The 16,927-nt window shown below is 40.1% G+C and carries 19 protein-coding genes; 17 read left to right on the forward strand and 2 right to left on the reverse strand.

The genetic code is table 11. From position 1 onward, the window contains the following. Positions 1 to 36: 36 nt before the first annotated feature. The gene (locus AC00Y6_RS11340; RefSeq protein WP_474490724.1) at positions 37 to 1,116 is read right to left on the reverse strand and encodes a 3-oxoacyl-ACP synthase III family protein; all 1,080 of its coding nucleotides are present in this window, start codon (positions 1,114 to 1,116) and stop codon (positions 37 to 39) included. A 176-nt stretch (positions 1,117 to 1,292) separates the two neighbouring features. Between AC00Y6_RS11340 and AC00Y6_RS11345 the strand changes: the two genes are divergently transcribed. Beyond that, positions 1,293 to 1,889, forward strand: coding sequence for an IMPACT family protein (locus AC00Y6_RS11345; RefSeq protein WP_474490725.1), 597 nt, complete (start codon positions 1,293 to 1,295; stop codon positions 1,887 to 1,889). Between the two features lie 16 nt (positions 1,890 to 1,905). Here the strand turns inward: AC00Y6_RS11345 and AC00Y6_RS11350 are convergent, their stop codons facing one another. Continuing rightward, positions 1,906 to 2,616, reverse strand: a complete 711-nt coding sequence (locus tag AC00Y6_RS11350) for a zinc metallopeptidase (protein WP_474490726.1) — start codon at positions 2,614 to 2,616, stop codon at positions 1,906 to 1,908. A 112-nt stretch (positions 2,617 to 2,728) separates the two neighbouring features. Here AC00Y6_RS11350 and AC00Y6_RS11355 point away from each other — a divergent pair, with 112 nt between their 5' ends. From AC00Y6_RS11355 to AC00Y6_RS11430, 16 genes are all read left to right on the forward strand, one after another. Continuing rightward, positions 2,729 to 3,862, forward strand: coding sequence for a GNAT family N-acetyltransferase (locus AC00Y6_RS11355; RefSeq protein WP_474490727.1), 1,134 nt, complete (start codon positions 2,729 to 2,731; stop codon positions 3,860 to 3,862). A 56-nt stretch (positions 3,863 to 3,918) separates the two neighbouring features. Further along, positions 3,919 to 4,104 (forward strand): hypothetical protein, encoded by a 186-nt coding sequence (locus AC00Y6_RS11360; RefSeq protein ID WP_474490728.1) that lies wholly within the window; start codon positions 3,919 to 3,921, stop codon positions 4,102 to 4,104. Positions 4,105 to 4,223: 119 nt separating this feature from the next. After that, entirely contained in the window at positions 4,224 to 4,595 is a 372-nt protein-coding gene (locus AC00Y6_RS11365; protein ID WP_474490729.1) for an NADH-quinone oxidoreductase subunit A, read from the forward strand. A gap of 81 nt (positions 4,596 to 4,676) precedes the next feature. Beyond that, positions 4,677 to 5,237, forward strand: coding sequence for an NADH-quinone oxidoreductase subunit B (locus AC00Y6_RS11370; protein WP_474490730.1), 561 nt, complete (start codon positions 4,677 to 4,679; stop codon positions 5,235 to 5,237). Between the two features lie 5 nt (positions 5,238 to 5,242). Then, positions 5,243 to 5,737, forward strand: coding sequence for an NADH-quinone oxidoreductase subunit C (locus AC00Y6_RS11375; RefSeq protein ID WP_474490731.1), 495 nt, complete (start codon positions 5,243 to 5,245; stop codon positions 5,735 to 5,737). Between the two features lie 60 nt (positions 5,738 to 5,797). Beyond that, positions 5,798 to 7,021, forward strand: a complete 1,224-nt coding sequence (locus tag AC00Y6_RS11380; protein ID WP_474490732.1) for an NADH-quinone oxidoreductase subunit D — start codon at positions 5,798 to 5,800, stop codon at positions 7,019 to 7,021. A 101-nt stretch (positions 7,022 to 7,122) separates the two neighbouring features. Next, positions 7,123 to 7,632 (forward strand): NADH-quinone oxidoreductase subunit NuoE family protein, encoded by a 510-nt coding sequence (locus AC00Y6_RS11385; protein WP_474490733.1) that lies wholly within the window; start codon positions 7,123 to 7,125, stop codon positions 7,630 to 7,632. 10 nt (positions 7,633 to 7,642) lie between these two features. Beyond that, positions 7,643 to 8,995, forward strand: coding sequence for an NADH-quinone oxidoreductase subunit NuoF (nuoF, locus tag AC00Y6_RS11390; protein ID WP_474490734.1), 1,353 nt, complete (start codon positions 7,643 to 7,645; stop codon positions 8,993 to 8,995). Positions 8,996 to 9,007: 12 nt separating this feature from the next. Continuing rightward, a complete protein-coding gene (locus tag AC00Y6_RS11395; RefSeq protein ID WP_474490735.1) occupies positions 9,008 to 9,850 on the forward strand; it encodes a hypothetical protein in 843 nt (280 codons plus the stop codon). A gap of 43 nt (positions 9,851 to 9,893) precedes the next feature. After that, on the forward strand, positions 9,894 to 10,922 hold the full coding sequence (locus AC00Y6_RS11400) for an NADH-quinone oxidoreductase subunit G (protein ID WP_474490736.1): 1,029 nt from the start codon (positions 9,894 to 9,896) through the stop codon (positions 10,920 to 10,922). Positions 10,923 to 10,956: 34 nt separating this feature from the next. Beyond that, positions 10,957 to 12,018: an NADH-quinone oxidoreductase subunit NuoH gene (gene nuoH, locus AC00Y6_RS11405; protein ID WP_474490737.1), complete on the forward strand. Its 1,062-nt coding sequence runs from the start codon at positions 10,957 to 10,959 to the stop codon at positions 12,016 to 12,018. Between the two features lie 63 nt (positions 12,019 to 12,081). After that, positions 12,082 to 12,636, forward strand: a complete 555-nt coding sequence (locus AC00Y6_RS11410) for a NuoI/complex I 23 kDa subunit family protein (protein WP_474490738.1) — start codon at positions 12,082 to 12,084, stop codon at positions 12,634 to 12,636. Then, positions 12,636 to 13,133: an NADH-quinone oxidoreductase subunit J family protein gene (locus tag AC00Y6_RS11415; protein ID WP_474490739.1), complete on the forward strand. Its 498-nt coding sequence runs from the start codon at positions 12,636 to 12,638 to the stop codon at positions 13,131 to 13,133. Before AC00Y6_RS11410 ends, AC00Y6_RS11415 begins: the two co-directional genes overlap by 1 nt. Positions 13,134 to 13,137: 4 nt before the next feature. Further along, positions 13,138 to 13,467, forward strand: a complete 330-nt coding sequence (nuoK, locus tag AC00Y6_RS11420) for an NADH-quinone oxidoreductase subunit NuoK (RefSeq protein ID WP_474490740.1) — start codon at positions 13,138 to 13,140, stop codon at positions 13,465 to 13,467. 7 nt (positions 13,468 to 13,474) lie between these two features. Continuing rightward, a complete protein-coding gene (nuoL, locus tag AC00Y6_RS11425) occupies positions 13,475 to 15,370 on the forward strand; it encodes an NADH-quinone oxidoreductase subunit L (RefSeq protein ID WP_474490741.1) in 1,896 nt (631 codons plus the stop codon). Continuing rightward, the gene (locus AC00Y6_RS11430) at positions 15,370 to 16,863 is read left to right on the forward strand and encodes a complex I subunit 4 family protein (RefSeq protein ID WP_474490742.1); all 1,494 of its coding nucleotides are present in this window, start codon (positions 15,370 to 15,372) and stop codon (positions 16,861 to 16,863) included. The genes nuoL and AC00Y6_RS11430 overlap by 1 nt, the downstream gene beginning before the upstream one ends. Positions 16,864 to 16,927: the final 64 nt, after the last annotated feature.

The raw sequence follows: 16,927 nt of genomic DNA on the forward strand, positions 1-16,927 counted from the left end.
ACGTTTAAATGTTAGTTTTACTTTATCCGAGCCGAATTAAATTTTCCCTTCCGGGAATTTATAAACCACGCAGTTGATATTCATCCCAGCTCCTACGGATGTGAAAAGAATGTAAGATCCCGGCGTAAACTGCTGCCCTTCCAACTTATTTTTCCTGATAAGGTCAAACAAAGTTGGCACCGTGGCTACAGAAGAATTTCCCAGTTCCTGAATCGTCATTGGGGAAATAGAATGATCATATTCTCTTCTGCCATACAATTTGAAAAGCCTGCCAATCATCGCATAATCCATCTTGGCATTCGCCTGGTGGATTAATATTTTACTAATGTCGGTGATATCAAGTCCAGCCTTATCAATGGTCGCTTTGATTGCATCAGGCACATTTTTCAAGGCATATTCGTAGATTTTGCGGCCACGCATCCTGATATACAATTTACTTTGATCAGAATCCAGATTAAGTGATGGCCCGTTCTCCAGATAACACAGTTCTTCGCCATTATCGCAAAGCGTATTATCTGCCAAAACACCTACATTTTGCTCATCTGTAGCAGTCACCACAACAGCTCCTGCACCATCGGCAAAAATCATCTTGTTTCTGTCAAAAGGGTCGGTTACCCTGCTTAGCGTTTCGCCGCCAACAACCAAAACTGTTTTTGCCTTACCAGCTTTAATCATGGTGTCTGCAAGAATCAATCCTTCTACCCAACCCGGACATCCAAAAATCATATCATAATTGATACAGTCCCTTCTTTTGATGCCTAATTTACCTTTGAGCCTTGCTGACAAAGAAGGCATAAAGTTGGGAACACCATCTACACCCACTTCACCAAAATTGGTAGCAAATATGATGTAATCAATCTCTTCTTTATCAATACCTGCATCACGGATGGCCTCTTCGGAAGCCCGCAGTGCCAAATCAGAATTAAAATCTTCTGCATTGGCATATCGCCGTCTTTCGATCTCTGTAATATCTACAAATTTTTGAACGATCTCCTCGGTAGGTTTCTCAATCAGCTCGTGATTATCGTCGTAAAAAACAGCATCTTTGAAATAAGAACCATCTATAATGTTTTCCGGGATATAGCTACCGGAACCAATGATTATTGTATTAGGCATTGATATAAAAAAATTTTACTGGCAAAATTACACAAAAATTAATTGAATAGATTTTTATTTTGACGCTTTTATGTAAGTTTCAGATTTTCAATGCGATGAAATATACCGTTTATCTTAATTCAGTAATAAATCAGCATCTACATTGAGATTCTACAGGAAATCTTTATTTTTGGATCATGTTTGAATTCCAAACCATACAACAACCCGTGGAAGACACACTTTTGAAAGAAAAAAGCAGTAAATTTATTGGTTTTGCCTATCCCGTAAATTCTGATAACGAAATCAAAGAGAAGCTGCACCATCTTAAAGGACTTCACCCAAAAGCCACACACCACTGCTACGCGTACAGATTGGGAATCAATGGAGAAAATTACCGAGCCAATGATGACGGAGAACCGTCCGGAAGCGCCGGATTGCCAATCTACAACCAGCTGCTGGCACACCAGGTTACCAATGTTTTACTAGTCATTATCAGATATTATGGCGGCACCAAACTGGGCGTTGGCGGACTGGTGAAAACCTACAAAGAATCTGCAAAATACACCCTGGAGCAAGCCAACATCATCACCAAAGAACTTGAATCCCAACTTGAAATTAAATTCAAATTCTCTCAACAGAATCTGATTTTTACCTTGCTTAATAAATTTGACGCAAGGATTAACCACTTCGATGCCCATGAGATTTGCATCATTAAAGCAAGTGTTAAAACATCAAAAAAAGAAAACATCTCAGACGAGTTGTCCGAGATGCTGTTGGAATTTAATTTTTCATAACTTTTATTCCCTTATCTTAATCCCTCCTGTTTCCTGAGAGCATTGATGCAAAATAAATTAATTGTGCCAGAGACCCAAGTGCCGCCACAACATAAGTTCTTGCTGCCCATTTAAGGGAATCTTTAGCACCGGCATACTCGTCCGGCGTTACCGTTCCAGAAGCCTCCAGCCATTTCAGCGCCCTGTTGCTGGCATCATACTCTACCGGAAGCGTGATAAAAGCAAACAATGTAGTCACTGCAAACAAAACCACCCCTATCGCTAGAACGGTTGTGTTCCCATTAGGGTTATCGATACTTCTGGTAGCAACCATAATACCAATACCCGCCATCAATACAAACTGTAAAAGTTTGGAACTGATGTTTACCACAGGAACCATTTTGGATCTCAGCTGCAACATAGAATAACCTACTTTATGCTGCACAGCGTGGCCACATTCGTGGGCAGCAACTGCGGCAGCGGCGGCATTTCTCTGCATGTAAACAGCTTCTGAAAGGTTAACCGTTTTATTTTCCGGATTGTAATGATCTGTCAATTCGCCAGGAACAGAAACTACCTGCACGTCAGTGATACCATTCTCTCTCAACATCTTCTCCGCAATCTCTTTTCCGGACAAACCGTTCCTGAGATGCACTTTGGAATAATAATCGAACTTGGATTTTAGCCTAGATGACACAATCCAGCTAAACAACATTGACAGTCCAATAATTATATAATATCCACTCATTTTTTCTTTATAATTTTATACGAAATAAATACCTGATTTTAAGTAAAAATTATGCCAAAGACTTGCTGTTTTTACCTTAAAACCTATCTTTGTCTAATAGATGCGCAAGAATATGAAAAACATCATTGTAAAGCAAGTGGTTACACAAAATGACCTGACAGATTTTATAAAATTCCCGATGGATTTGTACAAAAACAATCCTAATTATGTTCCGCCGTTGATTAACGAAGAAAAAAACATCTGGAAAAAGGAAGAAAATCCTGCGCTGCAGTATTCGGTTGCTAAACAATTTCTAGCTTATAAAGACGGGAAAGTTGCCGGGAGAATTGCGGTCATAATCAATCATAAAGAGGAAAAGGAATTGGGCATCAAAAAAGTACGGTTTGGCTGGCTCGATTTTATCGATGACGAAGATGTATCAAAAGCATTAATTGACGAGGCTATAAAATTTGCTAAAGAGAATAATATCACCAAGATCGAAGGGCCAATGGGTTTTACCAATCTTGACAAAGCTGGGATGCTGACCATGGGATTTGACAAACTGGCAACCATGATTGGCCTTTACAATAATGAATATTACCCAAAACACCTAGAAAAGCGTGGCCTCGCAAAAGAAAAAGAATGGGTAGAATTCGAGATTAACTTCCCCGAAGTTTTGCCGGAAAAAGTGGTAAAATTCAGCAGCCTTATTGCTGAAAAGTATAAACTCAAAGTCATCAACTTCAAATCTAAACAGGAAATTTTACCGTTGGTAGAACCTATGTTCAAACTGCTGGATGAAACTTACAAACACCTTTCTACTTACACACCAATCACCGAAGAACAGATTAAAACTTATAAGGAAAAATATTTCCCTTTCATCGATAAAAATTATATCATTTGCATTACTGATGATAAGGACGAGCTGGTTTCTTTTGCGATAACAATGCCGTCCTATTCCAAAGCACTTCAGAAATCAAAAGGGAAACTTTTCCCGTTTGGCTGGTGGCACTTTCTGCAGGCTGGCAAGAAAAATGACCGCGCCAATTTCTACCTTATAGGCATCCATCCTGATTATCAGAGACGTGGCGTGACGGCCATTATATTTAAGGAAATATTTGAACGTTTCCGGAAAATGGGAATCAAATACGCGGAAACCAATCCGGAACTGGAAGAAAATAAAAACGTACAACTCCTATGGCAGGATTATAACCCAGTCAATCATAAAAGGAGAAGAACTTATGCACTCACAATAGAAAATGATTAATCTTAAACATTAGTTTAACAAAAAAGATAAAATTTCTATTTCCTAAAAGATAAAACATGAAAAAGCAACTTTACATATATGGCGTTTTGATTATTGCCTTTGTCTTGTACAATTTTTTGGATCCTATAAAAGATGCAAGAACCGACACAGTCATCAATATCATTTTTGCCAGTGTCCTATTCCTGTACATTGCTTATATCGCATTTTTGGTACTCAAGAGAACCAACAAGCCCAGAAAGTAAATCTTATTTATAATTATTCTAAATTTACCAAAACAGACTTTTGCCCTCACTTACCGATGGCGATAAATTAACATATTAAATCTTTATTTAGTATTTTTGCATAGTTAAATTTCGATTTTATGAATTTACCAGAGAATTATATTCCTATTCTAATGCAGGCAGCAGTTGGACTAGGCTTTGTAGCAGTTTCACTGCTTGGTGCTCACTTTTTGGGTCCAAGACAGAAGAAAGGAAATTCTGTAAAAAACCAGAGTTGGGAATGTGGTGTTGCCTCGGAAGGTAACGCAAGAACCCCTTTTTCCATCAAATACTTTTTGACAGCAGTTTTGTTTGTCTTGTTTGATATAGAAATCGTATTTTTTTATCCATACGCGGTCAACTTCAGAGAGTTCGGGATGCACGGATTTTTAGCGGTTCTTACATTCGTTGCGATATTCTTTGTAGCCTTTTTCTATGTTTGGAAAAGAGGCGCGCTGGATTGGGATAAATAATTGCAATATCGAAGAATTGTAAAATTGTCAATTTGCAGTTTTACAAATTAACGAATTAACACTTTTACTAAAAAAGAAAAAATGTCAGATCAAAAACCAACAATAATAACCAACGCACCTGCTCCCGAAGGTTTTGAAGGAGAAGGCTTTTTTGCGACAAAACTGAGCAGCGTTATTGGTATGGCGAGAAAATTTTCGCTTTGGCCTTTGCCGTTTGCAACATCTTGTTGCGGTATCGAGTTTATGGCCACGTTGAACCCAACTTATGACGCATCGCGTTTTGGGATGGAGAGAAACTCGTTCTCACCAAGACAAGCTGATATGCTGATGGTTTGCGGAACAATTTCTAAAAAATTAGGCCCGGTTCTTAAAGAAGTTTACACCCAGATGGCTGAGCCAAAATGGGTTGTTGCCGTTGGTGCGTGTGCTTCCAGCGGAGGTATCTTTGATACCTACTCTGTTTTGCAGGGAATTGATAAAATTATTCCTGTGGACGTATATGTACCTGGATGCCCACCAAGGCCGGAACAAATTATAGAAGGTGTAATGCAAGTTCAGGCACTTTGCGAAAGCGAAAGTCTTAGGAGAAGGGATATGCCGGAATATCAGAAACTATTGGATTCTTACAACATAAGCAACTAAAGACAATGACGAACGAATTTGTATTAGAAGCCATCACAAGGGAATTTCCCGAGTCTGTAATCTTAAGTTCAGAACCTTATGGGATGTTGACTGTGGAAATCAGAAAAGATGATATCAAGAAAGTGATCCATTACCTGAAAGATTCATCTTTGGAATTTAATTTCTTGACAGATATCTGTGGAATCCACTATCCGGAGAATCCAGCACAAGAGATTGGCGTTATCTATCATTTGCATAATATGATGACCAACTTTAGGATCCGCCTCAAGGCTTTTATGATAAGAGAAGATATGGAGATCGATTCTTTGACAGATCTTTATGCCGGAGCCAACTGGATGGAACGTGAAACGTTCGATTTCTACGGAATCAAATTTAAAGGACATCCTGATTTGAGACCAATCCTTAATATGGAAGACCTTGGCTACCATCCGATGCTGAAAGAATACAAGCTGGAAGACGGTACTAGGACAGATAAGAACGATGCCATGTTCGGAAGATAAAAGCTTATGGCAAATGGCATTTAGCCAATAGCCGGTTGCAAATAGCTAAAAGCAAATATTATGAAAGACCAATCATTATCCAATATACTTAACCAATACGACTCCAGGGAACAGATCGACGGACAACTCTATACGTTGAACCTTGGCCCTACGCACCCTGCGACTCACGGTATCTTTCAAAACGTCCTTACCATGGATGGTGAGAGAATCCTGCATGCAGAACAGACGGTTGGTTATATCCACCGGGCATTTGAAAAAATATCCGAAAGAAGGAATTTTGCACAAATCACGACGCTTACAGACCGTATGAACTATTGCTCTGCACCTATCAACAATATAGGCTGGCATATGACTGTGGAAAAGCTGATTGGTGTAGAAGTTCCTAAACGTGTAGACTATATGCGTGTTATCCTCATGGAGCTTGCAAGGATTGGCGACCATTTGATCTGCAATGGAGTAACAGGAATGGACTCCGGAGCCATCACAGGATTAACTTATATGTTCATCGAAAGAGAACGCATCTATGATATGTACGAGCAGATCTGTGGCGCCAGGATGACGACTAATATGGGAAGAATTGGTGGTTTTGAAAGAGATTTCACGCCCAAGTTTCACGAGTTGATCAAAGATTTCTTAAAAACCTTCCCTGCAAGATTCCAGGAGTTTTGTAATCTGTTGGAAAGAAACAGAATCTTTATGGACAGGACTATCGGTACAGGAGGAATTTCGGCAGAAAGAGCTTTGAGCTATGGTTTTACCGGTCCCAACCTGCGTGCTGCTGGTGTAGATTATGACGTGAGAGTGGCGCAGCCTTATTCTTCTTATCAGGATTTTGATTTTATCATTCCTCTGGGAACAGCAGGTGATACTTATGACCGTTTCATGGTTCGTCAGCAGGAGATTTGGGAATCTATCAAAATTATCAAACAAGCTTACGAAAACTTGCCGGAAGGACCTTTCCACGCAGAAGTACCAGATTTTTACCTTCCTGAAAAAGCCGACGTTTACCAAAAAATGGAAGCATTAATCTACCATTTCAAAATCGTAATGGGCGAAACAGAAGTTCCGAAAGGTGAAGTTTACCATGCTGTAGAAGGCGGAAACGGAGAATTAGGCTTCTATCTTGTAAGTGACGGCGGAAGAACGCCATACAGGTTGCATTTCAGGAGACCTTGTTTCATTTACTATCAGGCCTATCCGGAAATGATTACAGGATCTGTAATATCAGATGCCATTGTAACCATGTGTAGTATGAATATTATTGCGGGAGAATTAGACGCATAAAATTGTAAAAAGTACAATGTATTATGTACACTGTACTTTTAAATATATAGTTAAATAAATACTTTGTACCTTGTACAATGTACATTTTACAACATAATAAAATGAGCGAAACAATTGCTTTTAAACCTGAGAGCTTAGCACAGGTTCATAAAATTATCGCAAGATATCCCGAAGGAAGACAAAAGTCTGCCCTTATCCCTCTCTTACATTTGGCACAGAAAGAATTTGGTGGCTGGCTGGATGTTCCAGTGATGGATTATGTGGCAGAATTATTGAGCATCACACCTATCGAAGTATACGAGGTGGCTACATTCTACACGATGTTTAATATGAAACCCGTTGGGAAATACGTTTTGGAAGTTTGCAGAACCGGACCTTGTATGGTAAACGGCAGCGAAAAAATCCTGGATCATATCCGTACAAAACTGAATATAAAAGATGGTGGAACTTCCGAAGATGGCCTATTCACTCTGAAGCCGGCTGAATGCCTTGGTGCATGTGGCTATGCGCCAATGATGCAACTTGGAAAATTCTATCACGAACATTTAACTATAGAAAAAGTAGACGAAATCCTTGACCTTTGCAGACAAGGAGCGATTGCTTTAGATTAATATTAAACTGATGAGTAAAAAACTTTTACTTAAAAATGCACACATAGAGGGCATCCGTTACTTCGAAACTTACCGCAAACACGGCGGTTACGAGGCTGCGGAAAAAGCACTTAAAATGAAGCCTGAAGAAATTCTGGAGGAAGTAAAAGCTTCCGGGCTTAGAGGCCGTGGTGGCGCCGGTTTCCCTACCGGGATGAAGTGGAGTTTCCTTGCAAAGCCCGAAGGCGTGCCGAGACACTTGGTAGTTAATGCGGATGAATCCGAGCCAGGGACTTTTAAGGACAGATACCTGATGGAGTTCCTTCCTCACCTTTTGATTGAAGGAATGCTAATTTCGTCTTACACTTTAGGCTCCAATACATCATACATCTACATCCGTGGAGAATATTCTTGGATTCCTGATATTCTGGAACAAGCCATTGATGAAGCCAAAGCAGCGGGATTTCTTGGAAAAAACATTCTTGGAACTGGCTTCGATTTGGAGATTTATGTTCAGAGAGGTGGCGGCGCTTATATCTGTGGTGAGGAAACAGCATTGCTGGAATCGCTTGAAGGAAGAAGAGGTAATCCAAGACTTAAACCACCATTCCCTGCAGTAAAAGGACTTTGGGAAAGACCAACGGTTGTTAACAATGTAGAATCCATTGCAGCTATTGTCCCAATTATCTATATTACCGGTGCAGAATATGCCAAAATCGGTGTGGGAAGATCAACAGGAACCAAATTGATTTCTGCTTGTGGAAACATTAATAAACCGGGCGTCTACGAAATCGACATGACCATTACGGTGGAGGAATTTATCTATTCTGATGAGTATTGCGGCGGAATCCCAAATGGTAAAAAACTGAAAGCCTGTATCCCAGGAGGAAGTTCTGTTCCGATTGTCCCAGCCAACCTTTTATTAAAAACTATCAACGGGGAACCACGATATATGAACTATGAATCTTTATCTGACGGCGGTTTTGCAACCGGAACCATGATGGGCTCCGGAGGTTTTATTGTGTTGGATGAAGACCAGTCTGTGGTAGAACATACGATGACATTGGCAAGATTTTACAACCACGAGAGTTGTGGGCAATGTACGCCGTGCCGGGAAGGAACCGGATGGATGTACAGAATCCTGAAAAAAATATGGAAAGGCGAAGGAAAAATGGAAGATATCGATCTGCTTTGGGACATCCAGAGAAAAATCGAAGGAAATACCATTTGTCCGCTTGGAGATGCAGCAGCTTGGCCTGTTGCAGCGGCTATACGCCACTTCCGTGATGAGTTCGAATGGTATGTCAACAACCCGGAACTTAGTCAAAAACAAAATTATGGATTGGCCAATTATGCAGATCCAATCCCTGCAGTAGCTAAATAATGTAGACGCTAAATGAAGAATTTTTTTGCAGTGGCAATGATGATCCTGGGAGCACAGATCGGATTTGCACAAGATATCGATCATCATATTAACAGTAAACCTGAACCACTATCAAAAAAAGGGCAAATGTTTGTTTTTTTTGGATGGAACAGAGGCGCATTCAGCAATTCTGATATTCATTTTTCCGGAAACGGATATGATTTCCAGCTGAACAATGTCTCGGCAAAGGACAGGCCTACCAAGTTTGGAATTGTTTATTTTGACCCGTCGTGGTTCACGGTGGTGCAGTACAACTTTAGGGCAGGGTATTTTATCAAAGATAATCTGGCATTGGTTCTTGGTATCGATCATATGAAATATGTGATGAACCAAAACCAAACGGTCAATTTTTCTGGACATATATCAGACCCTAAGTATGCAGCAATGGTTCAAAACGGGCAAGTCAACTTGGCAGATGAGCAGTTCTTGACTTTTGAACATACCGATGGGCTTAATTATGAAAATTTAGGTTTAGAAAAATATAAAAGCCTAATTAATAATAAGAATGTTGATTTGGTTTGGTCTTATGGAGCGGGAATTGGCGTAATGTTTCCAAAAAGTAATGTGAAGCTTTTTGGCAATGAGCGAAGTGACCGTTTCCATGTAGCGGGTATCGGAACAGACATTAGAACCAGCCTTAACCTTGTCTTCTGGAAACATTGGATGGCAAGATTGGAAGCCAAAGCGGGTTACATTAATATGTGGGATATCAAAACAACACTTAATAATAAGCCGGATAAAGCGAATCAGGATTTTGTTTTTGGGCAGGTTTTGGCAGGTGTAGGATATACATTCAATACAAAAAAGTATAAATAATACAGCTTATTTGCTAAGGCATAAGAAGCGAAAAGCATAAGATATGAGCGAGGAAGTTAAAAAATTTAAAATCACAATAGACGGACAAACAACCGAAGTTTTGCCCGGCACTTCTATTTTGGAAGCCGCAAGACAAATCGGTGGCAAATCGGTGCCTCCTGCCATGTGCTATTATGGCAAGCTGGAAAGCAGCGGCGGTAGGTGCAGAACATGTCTGGTAGAAGTTTCTAAAGGTTCCGAAGCAGATCCACGACCAATGCCAAAATTGGTAGCCAGCTGCAGAACAGGTGTGATGGACGGCATGGAAGTGAAGAACCTGACCTCCGAAAAAGCACAGGAAGGCCGCAAAGCGGTTACCGAGTTCCTACTGGTAAATCACCCGTTGGATTGCCCAATTTGTGATCAGGCAGGAGAATGCCATCTTCAGGATCTTGGTTACGAGCATGGCCTTGAAAGAACCAGAACAGAATTTGAAAGAAGGACTTTTGAGCCGGAAGATATTGGCCCGTATATCAAGCTTAATATGAACCGTTGCATCCTTTGTGCAAGGTGTGTACTAGCAGCCAATCAATTGACCGAGAAAAGGGAACACGGCATCCTCTTCCGTGGTGATCATGCAGAAATATCCACTTACCTAAACAAGGCGCTGGATAATGATTTCATCGGTAATGTGATAGACGTTTGCCCAGTTGGTGCTTTAACCGACAGAACATCCCGTTTTGCCAGCAGAGTGTGGTTTACAAAACCAGTTAATGCAACTTGCGAATGTGATAAATGCAGCGGTAAAGCTGTTCTTTGGATGAAGGGTGATGAAGTAATCCGTGTGACGGCAAGAAAAGACCAGTACGGTGAGGTTGAAGAATGGATTTGTAATGAATGCCGTTTTGAAAGAAAGGATGTCAAATATTGGAACATAGAAGGACCTCGACAAATCGACAGGCACTCTGTAATCTCCCTTAACCATTACGAGAAAAAAACGGATAGTTATAATGTTCTTGAAAATCCAGAAGCTAAAGAAATTGGATTAAAAGACGAAAAAGAAATTGAAAAACTAGATAACGAGATAATTTGAGATTATTTCACTTCTAATTTCGAATATAATACCTATGGAATTAATTACATTCAAGATCATATTGGTAGTTGCCTTATTTCTCTTGGCACTCACCATTGCAGCGTATTCTACTTGGGCAGAACGAAAAGTAGCGGCAGTGATGCAAGACAGGATTGGCCCTAGCAAAGCTGGACCATTTGGGTTGTTACAACCTCTTGCCGATGGTGGAAAATTTTTCTTCAAAGAAGACTTTACGCCGGCCAATGCAGAAAAGTTTTTGTTTATCCTGGGGCCTTCCCTAGTGATGTTTATATCCCTGATTACCGGTGCTGTAATCCCATGGGGGAAAAGCCTAAATATTGGAGGAACCTCTTTTGACCTGCAGGTAGCCAATATAGATGTAGGTGTTTTGTATATGATTGGTATGGCCTCTATTGGTGTTTACGGAATTATGATTGGTGGCTGGGCTTCTAATAATAAGTACTCTTTGATTGGAGCCATCCGGGCATCATCGCAGATGATCTCTTATGAGTTAGCGATGGGATTATCACTGCTTTCTATCATTATGATGAGTGGCAGTCTTGATCTTAAAGTGATTACAGAATCTCAAACTACTGGGAAATTGTGGGGATTAATAGCGGTGGACGGAATGAACTGGAATATCTTCTACCAACCACTTGCCTTTCTAATCTTTATTGTGGCAGCTTTGGCAGAAACCAACAGGCACCCATTTGACTTGCCAGAATGTGAGTCAGAATTGGTAACAGGTTACTCTACCGAATATTCTTCTATGAAACTTGGAATGTATATGTTTGGGGAGTATATTAATATGTTTATCTCCAATGCCTTTATGGTTGCCTTATTTTTTGGAGGTTACAATTATCCAGGAATTGATTGGGTGTCCAATCATTGGGGTGAAAACGTGGCCGGAATATTAAGTATTGTAGCATTCCTTACAAAAACGGTCATCGGGATTCTAATCTTTATGTGGATCAGATGGACACTACCAAGATTTAGATACGATCAATTGATGCATATTGGATGGAAAACACTCATTCCATTAGCATTAATCAACTTAATGATAACCGGTGCTTTAATTTTGGCATTTGGCAATTAGAAATTAATTAATTTAAATTTTGGACTTCATCATAAGTTCAAATCTTAAATAAACAAATTAAAGATGAAACTTACTAACAGATCAAAAGTTGTTTCTAACAAAGAGATGACACTTGCAGAAAAAATCTACCTTCCGGCGGTATTCAAAGGAATGGGGATTACATTGAAGCACGCTGTCAGGAATATCGTGAAAGGACCACCCATCTATCCTTATCCGGAAGTTGATAAGCCACGAGCCAAAATATGGAGAGGGCAACATGTCTTAAAAAGAGATGAAGAAGGAAGGGAGCGTTGTACCGCTTGCGGTCTTTGTGCTGTGGCCTGCCCTGCAGAAGCCATTACAATGACTGCGGCAGAGAGAACTAAAGAAGAGAAAAACCTTTACAGAGAAGAGAAATATGCAGAGATCTACGAGATCAATATGTTGAGATGTATCTTCTGCGGTATGTGCGAAGATGCCTGCCCAAAATCAGCCATATATCTTACCGACAGATTAGTAGATGTGGAAACCAACCGAGGATCTTTTATCTATGGTAAGGATAAATTGGTAGAAAAAATTAATGAAAGGATTGACATTACCTCACGACAATCTGAAAAACAAAAAAATGCAGTAAAGTAATGGATCAGATTTTATTTTTCTTAATTGCGTTTGTGGCTGTTGCAAGTGCCGTTTATTTTGTTTTTGCAAAAAACCCACTATATGCCATCTTGTCTCTGATTGTAACCATGTTCTCTATAGCTGGATTGTATGTTCTGCTTAATGCTCAGTTTTTGGGTATTGTTCAGATTATCGTTTACACAGGAGCCATTATGGTATTGTTTCTCTACATCCTGATGATGCTGAACCTTAATAAAGAAGACGAAAGCAAAAAAGCTAACCTTCCTAAGTTTATCGGGATTTTTTCGGTTTGTATATTATTTGTCGGGATGCTGGGAGCTTACAAAGGCCTTACCGGAAAAACAAATGCAGCAGCAGGAATAGATCATTCTGTTGGGTTGACAAAAAACCTTGGGAGATTATTGTTTAATGAATATGTATTGCCGTTTGAATTGGCTTCTATCCTTATTTTAGCAGGGATTGTAGGAGCGGTTCTTATTGGTAAAAAAGATTTATAAGATTATGGGAGAAGTTAATACATTAATACAGGAAATTCCTTTGGAATATTTTATTATCCTGAGCACAGTTTTGTTTTGCCTAGGTGTTTTGGGGGTATTGCTCCGCAAAAATGCCATTATAATACTGGGATGTGTAGAGCTAATGCTTAATTCTGTAAATCTTTTACTGGCTGCTTTTTCTGCATACAAAGGTGATGGTAACGGGCAGATTTTAGTATTCTTCATCATGGTGGTTGCAGCAGCAGAAGTAGCTGTGGGATTAGCAATTATTGCAATGATGTACAGAAATACCAGATCTGTGGACGTGAGTATTTTTAATAAATTAAGAGGATAAGAAAGGGATGGAAAATTTAGTTTACGCAATTGTACTTTTACCTTTAGCCGGATTCATCTTCAACGGGCTTTTCGGGAAAAACCTTCCCAAAGCTTTTGTTGGCGGATTGGCCACACTGGTAGTTTTCGCTTCGTTTGTTATCACAACAAGTATATTTTTCGGGTTCAAAAATGACAGCGCACCTGTCATTGTAAAAGCATTTGAATGGTTCCGGGTGAATGGGATTCAGGTTAATTTTGGATTCCAGGTAGATCAGTTGTCACTGATGATGGTCATGATTATTACCGGGATCGGATCATTAATCCACCTTTACTCAATGAGCTATATGAGCCACGACAAGGGTTATTACAAATTTTTTACTTACCTAAACCTGTTTATCTTCTCGATGCTGCTTTTGGTTTTAGGAAGCAATTACTTGATTTTATTCATCGGATGGGAAGGAGTAGGACTTTGTTCTTACCTATTGATTGGATTCTGGTACACCAACGAAGATTATGGCAAAGCAGCGAGAAAAGCATTCATAATGAACCGTATAGGTGACCTTGGATTACTTATTGGTATTTTTGCCATCGCCTCTCAGGTGAATGCCGTAGATTATCTCAGCGTAGCAGAAAACTCTTCCAAATTCACTTTGGACAGCAGTGCTATTATATTTATCACAGTTAGTTTATTCATTGGAGCTGTTGGTAAATCGGCACAGATTCCTTTATTCACGTGGTTGCCGGATGCAATGGCAGGTCCTACACCTGTTTCTGCGCTAATCCACGCTGCAACAATGGTTACTGCCGGTGTTTATTTGGTGGTTAGGAGTAACTTCTTGTTTTCCCTCGCACCATCCACGCTCAACCTGATTTTATTTATTGGTTTGGCCACTGCTTTGGTAGCCGCATTTATCGGGCTAAGGCAAAACGACATCAAGAAAGTACTCGCCTACTCCACTGTTTCCCAGTTAGGCTTTATGTTCATCGCATTGGGTGCCGGTGCTTATACAACCGGGATGTTCCACGTTATGACACACGCGTTCTTCAAAGCCTTATTGTTCTTGGGAGCAGGTTCTGTAATCCACGCAATGAGTGGAGAGCAGGATATGCGTTTTATGGGCGGACTTAGAAAAAAAATCCCAGTTACTTATTGGACTTTCCTGATTGGCACATTAGCCATTACAGGGATCCCACCATTATCGGGGATGATTTCCAAAGACGAAATATTGACGCACATCTATGCAAAAAGCCCGATTCTTTGGGGATTAACATTGTTTAGTGCGGCTTTAACAGCCATCTATATGTTCCGTCTATTATTCCTGACTTTCTTTGGAGAATTCAGGGGAACCGAGGAACAAAAACATCATTTGCATGAGAGCCCGGCAGTTATGACATTGCCACTTATCATATTGGCCATCCTTTCCGTAGTTGGTGGATTTATCAATCTTCCTCACTTCATTGGTCACGGTCATTTCCAAAAACTGGCGCAATGGCTGAAACCAATCTATGTTTATGATATAGAAACACCGGAGATACCTTTCGTTACAGAAATGATTCTTTTAGCGATAACTATCATTATGGTTGTGGTGATCTTCTTCGCGGTGAAAGCCATTTATGTCACCAAGAAGAAAAAAGCTCTACCCGAAGAAAACTACACAGGTTGGGAAAAACTGTCTTCCAGAAAATTATTTATCGATGAGATTTATAATGCGATGATAGTTAGACCAATCGAAGAAGCCGGTAAAGCGGCAGCTATGTTTGATAAAGCTGTGTTGGATCCTATTGTTAATTTCATCGGATTAGGCGCACAGGATTCCGGGCGTGCCGCAAAACGCCTGCAAAACGGGAACGTAGAAAACTATGTGCTGATTATGTCATTAGCCATCGGAATTATATTGATTGTTAACTTTATACTGAAATAATGTCCTGTTTACTATTTACATTATTACTTTTACCTCTCGTAGGTTCGGGTTTGTTATTTTTCTGGAAAAATGCCTCCAGTAAATATATTGCACTGGCTTTTGCTCTTGCACAGATGTTTTTGGCTTTCTATATGTTGGGAAATTTCGATTTCCATCCAACGGTAGATTCGCCATTGCAGTATGAGATCACTTATCCGTGGTCCAGCTACATCAAAAGTAATCTCCATTTTGGGATAGACGGGATGAGTATGCTGATGGTACTGCTAACCAACATCCTAGTTCCTCTTATTGTTTTATCATCTTTTAATGACAAAAAAGGATTCCCAAATTCTTTCTACGCATTGATTTTGCTGATGCAATTTGGGTTATTAGGCGTTTTCACAGCATTAGACGGCTTATTATTTTACATCTTCTGGGAGATTACATTAATCCCGATCTGGTTTATCGCCGGGCTTTGGGGTCAGGAAGATAAACGACTTAAGTTTACAACCAAATTCTTTGTTTACACTTTTGTAGGATCATTGTTTATGCTGATTGGTTTGATTTATGTTTACAACCACGCGGCATCATTTGCGCTGACAGATCTTTACAATGCCCAACTGAACGTGAACGAGCAGACTGTTGTATTCTGGTTTATATTCTTCGCATTTGCTGTTAAATTACCAGTATTCCCGTTCCATACTTGGCAGCCGGATACCTATACATACTCACCTACTCAAGGATCGATGTTACTGTCGGGGATTATGCTGAAAATGGCAGTTTATGGTGTAATGAGATATTTACTTCCTATCACGCCTTTGGCAATTGGTGGCATCTCCGGCGAGATTGTCATCATCCTTTCGGTCATCGGAATCATCTACGGTGCTTTGATCGCACTCATTTCCACAGACAGCAAACGACTCATCGCTTATTCATCTTTGTCCCACGTAGGGCTCATTGTTGCCGGTATTTTTTCTGCGGCTGTTGTTACAATGCGTGTAGGATTGAATTTTGAAGGTGCCCAGGGTGCGATGATCCAGAGTTTTGCCCACGGGATCAATGTTGTGGGACTTTTCTACTGTGCCGATATTCTTTACAAAAGATTCAAAACAAGAGACATCCGCCAGATGGGTGGTTTGGCCAAAGTTGCCCCAAAATTTGCGGTTCTTTTTATGATTATTATGCTGGGAGCAACCGGAGTTCCTTTAACCAATGGGTTTATTGGGGAATTTATCCTGCTCAAATCCGTATTTACTTATAACAGTCTTATGGGCGTATTAGCAGGGTTAACATTAATTCTTTGTGCCGCTTATATGTTGCGTTTCTACGGGAAAGCGATGTTTGGCAAAGGTGACGATGCTGTTTTGGCCACCACAAAAGATATTTCCTCGGTAGAGTTTTCGGTGTTGGCAAGTTTAGCGGTTTTCGTGATTGTACTGGGTGTTTATCCACAACCGGTGATTGAGATGGTAACAAGCTCGGTAAGGTTTATTTACTCATCAATGATTAACTAACTGAAACAATTAATCGGTTAAAATTTAGAAAAATTAAAAATTAGAAAGAGACTGAAAATGGGTA

The organism is Epilithonimonas sp. (assembly GCF_056329745.1).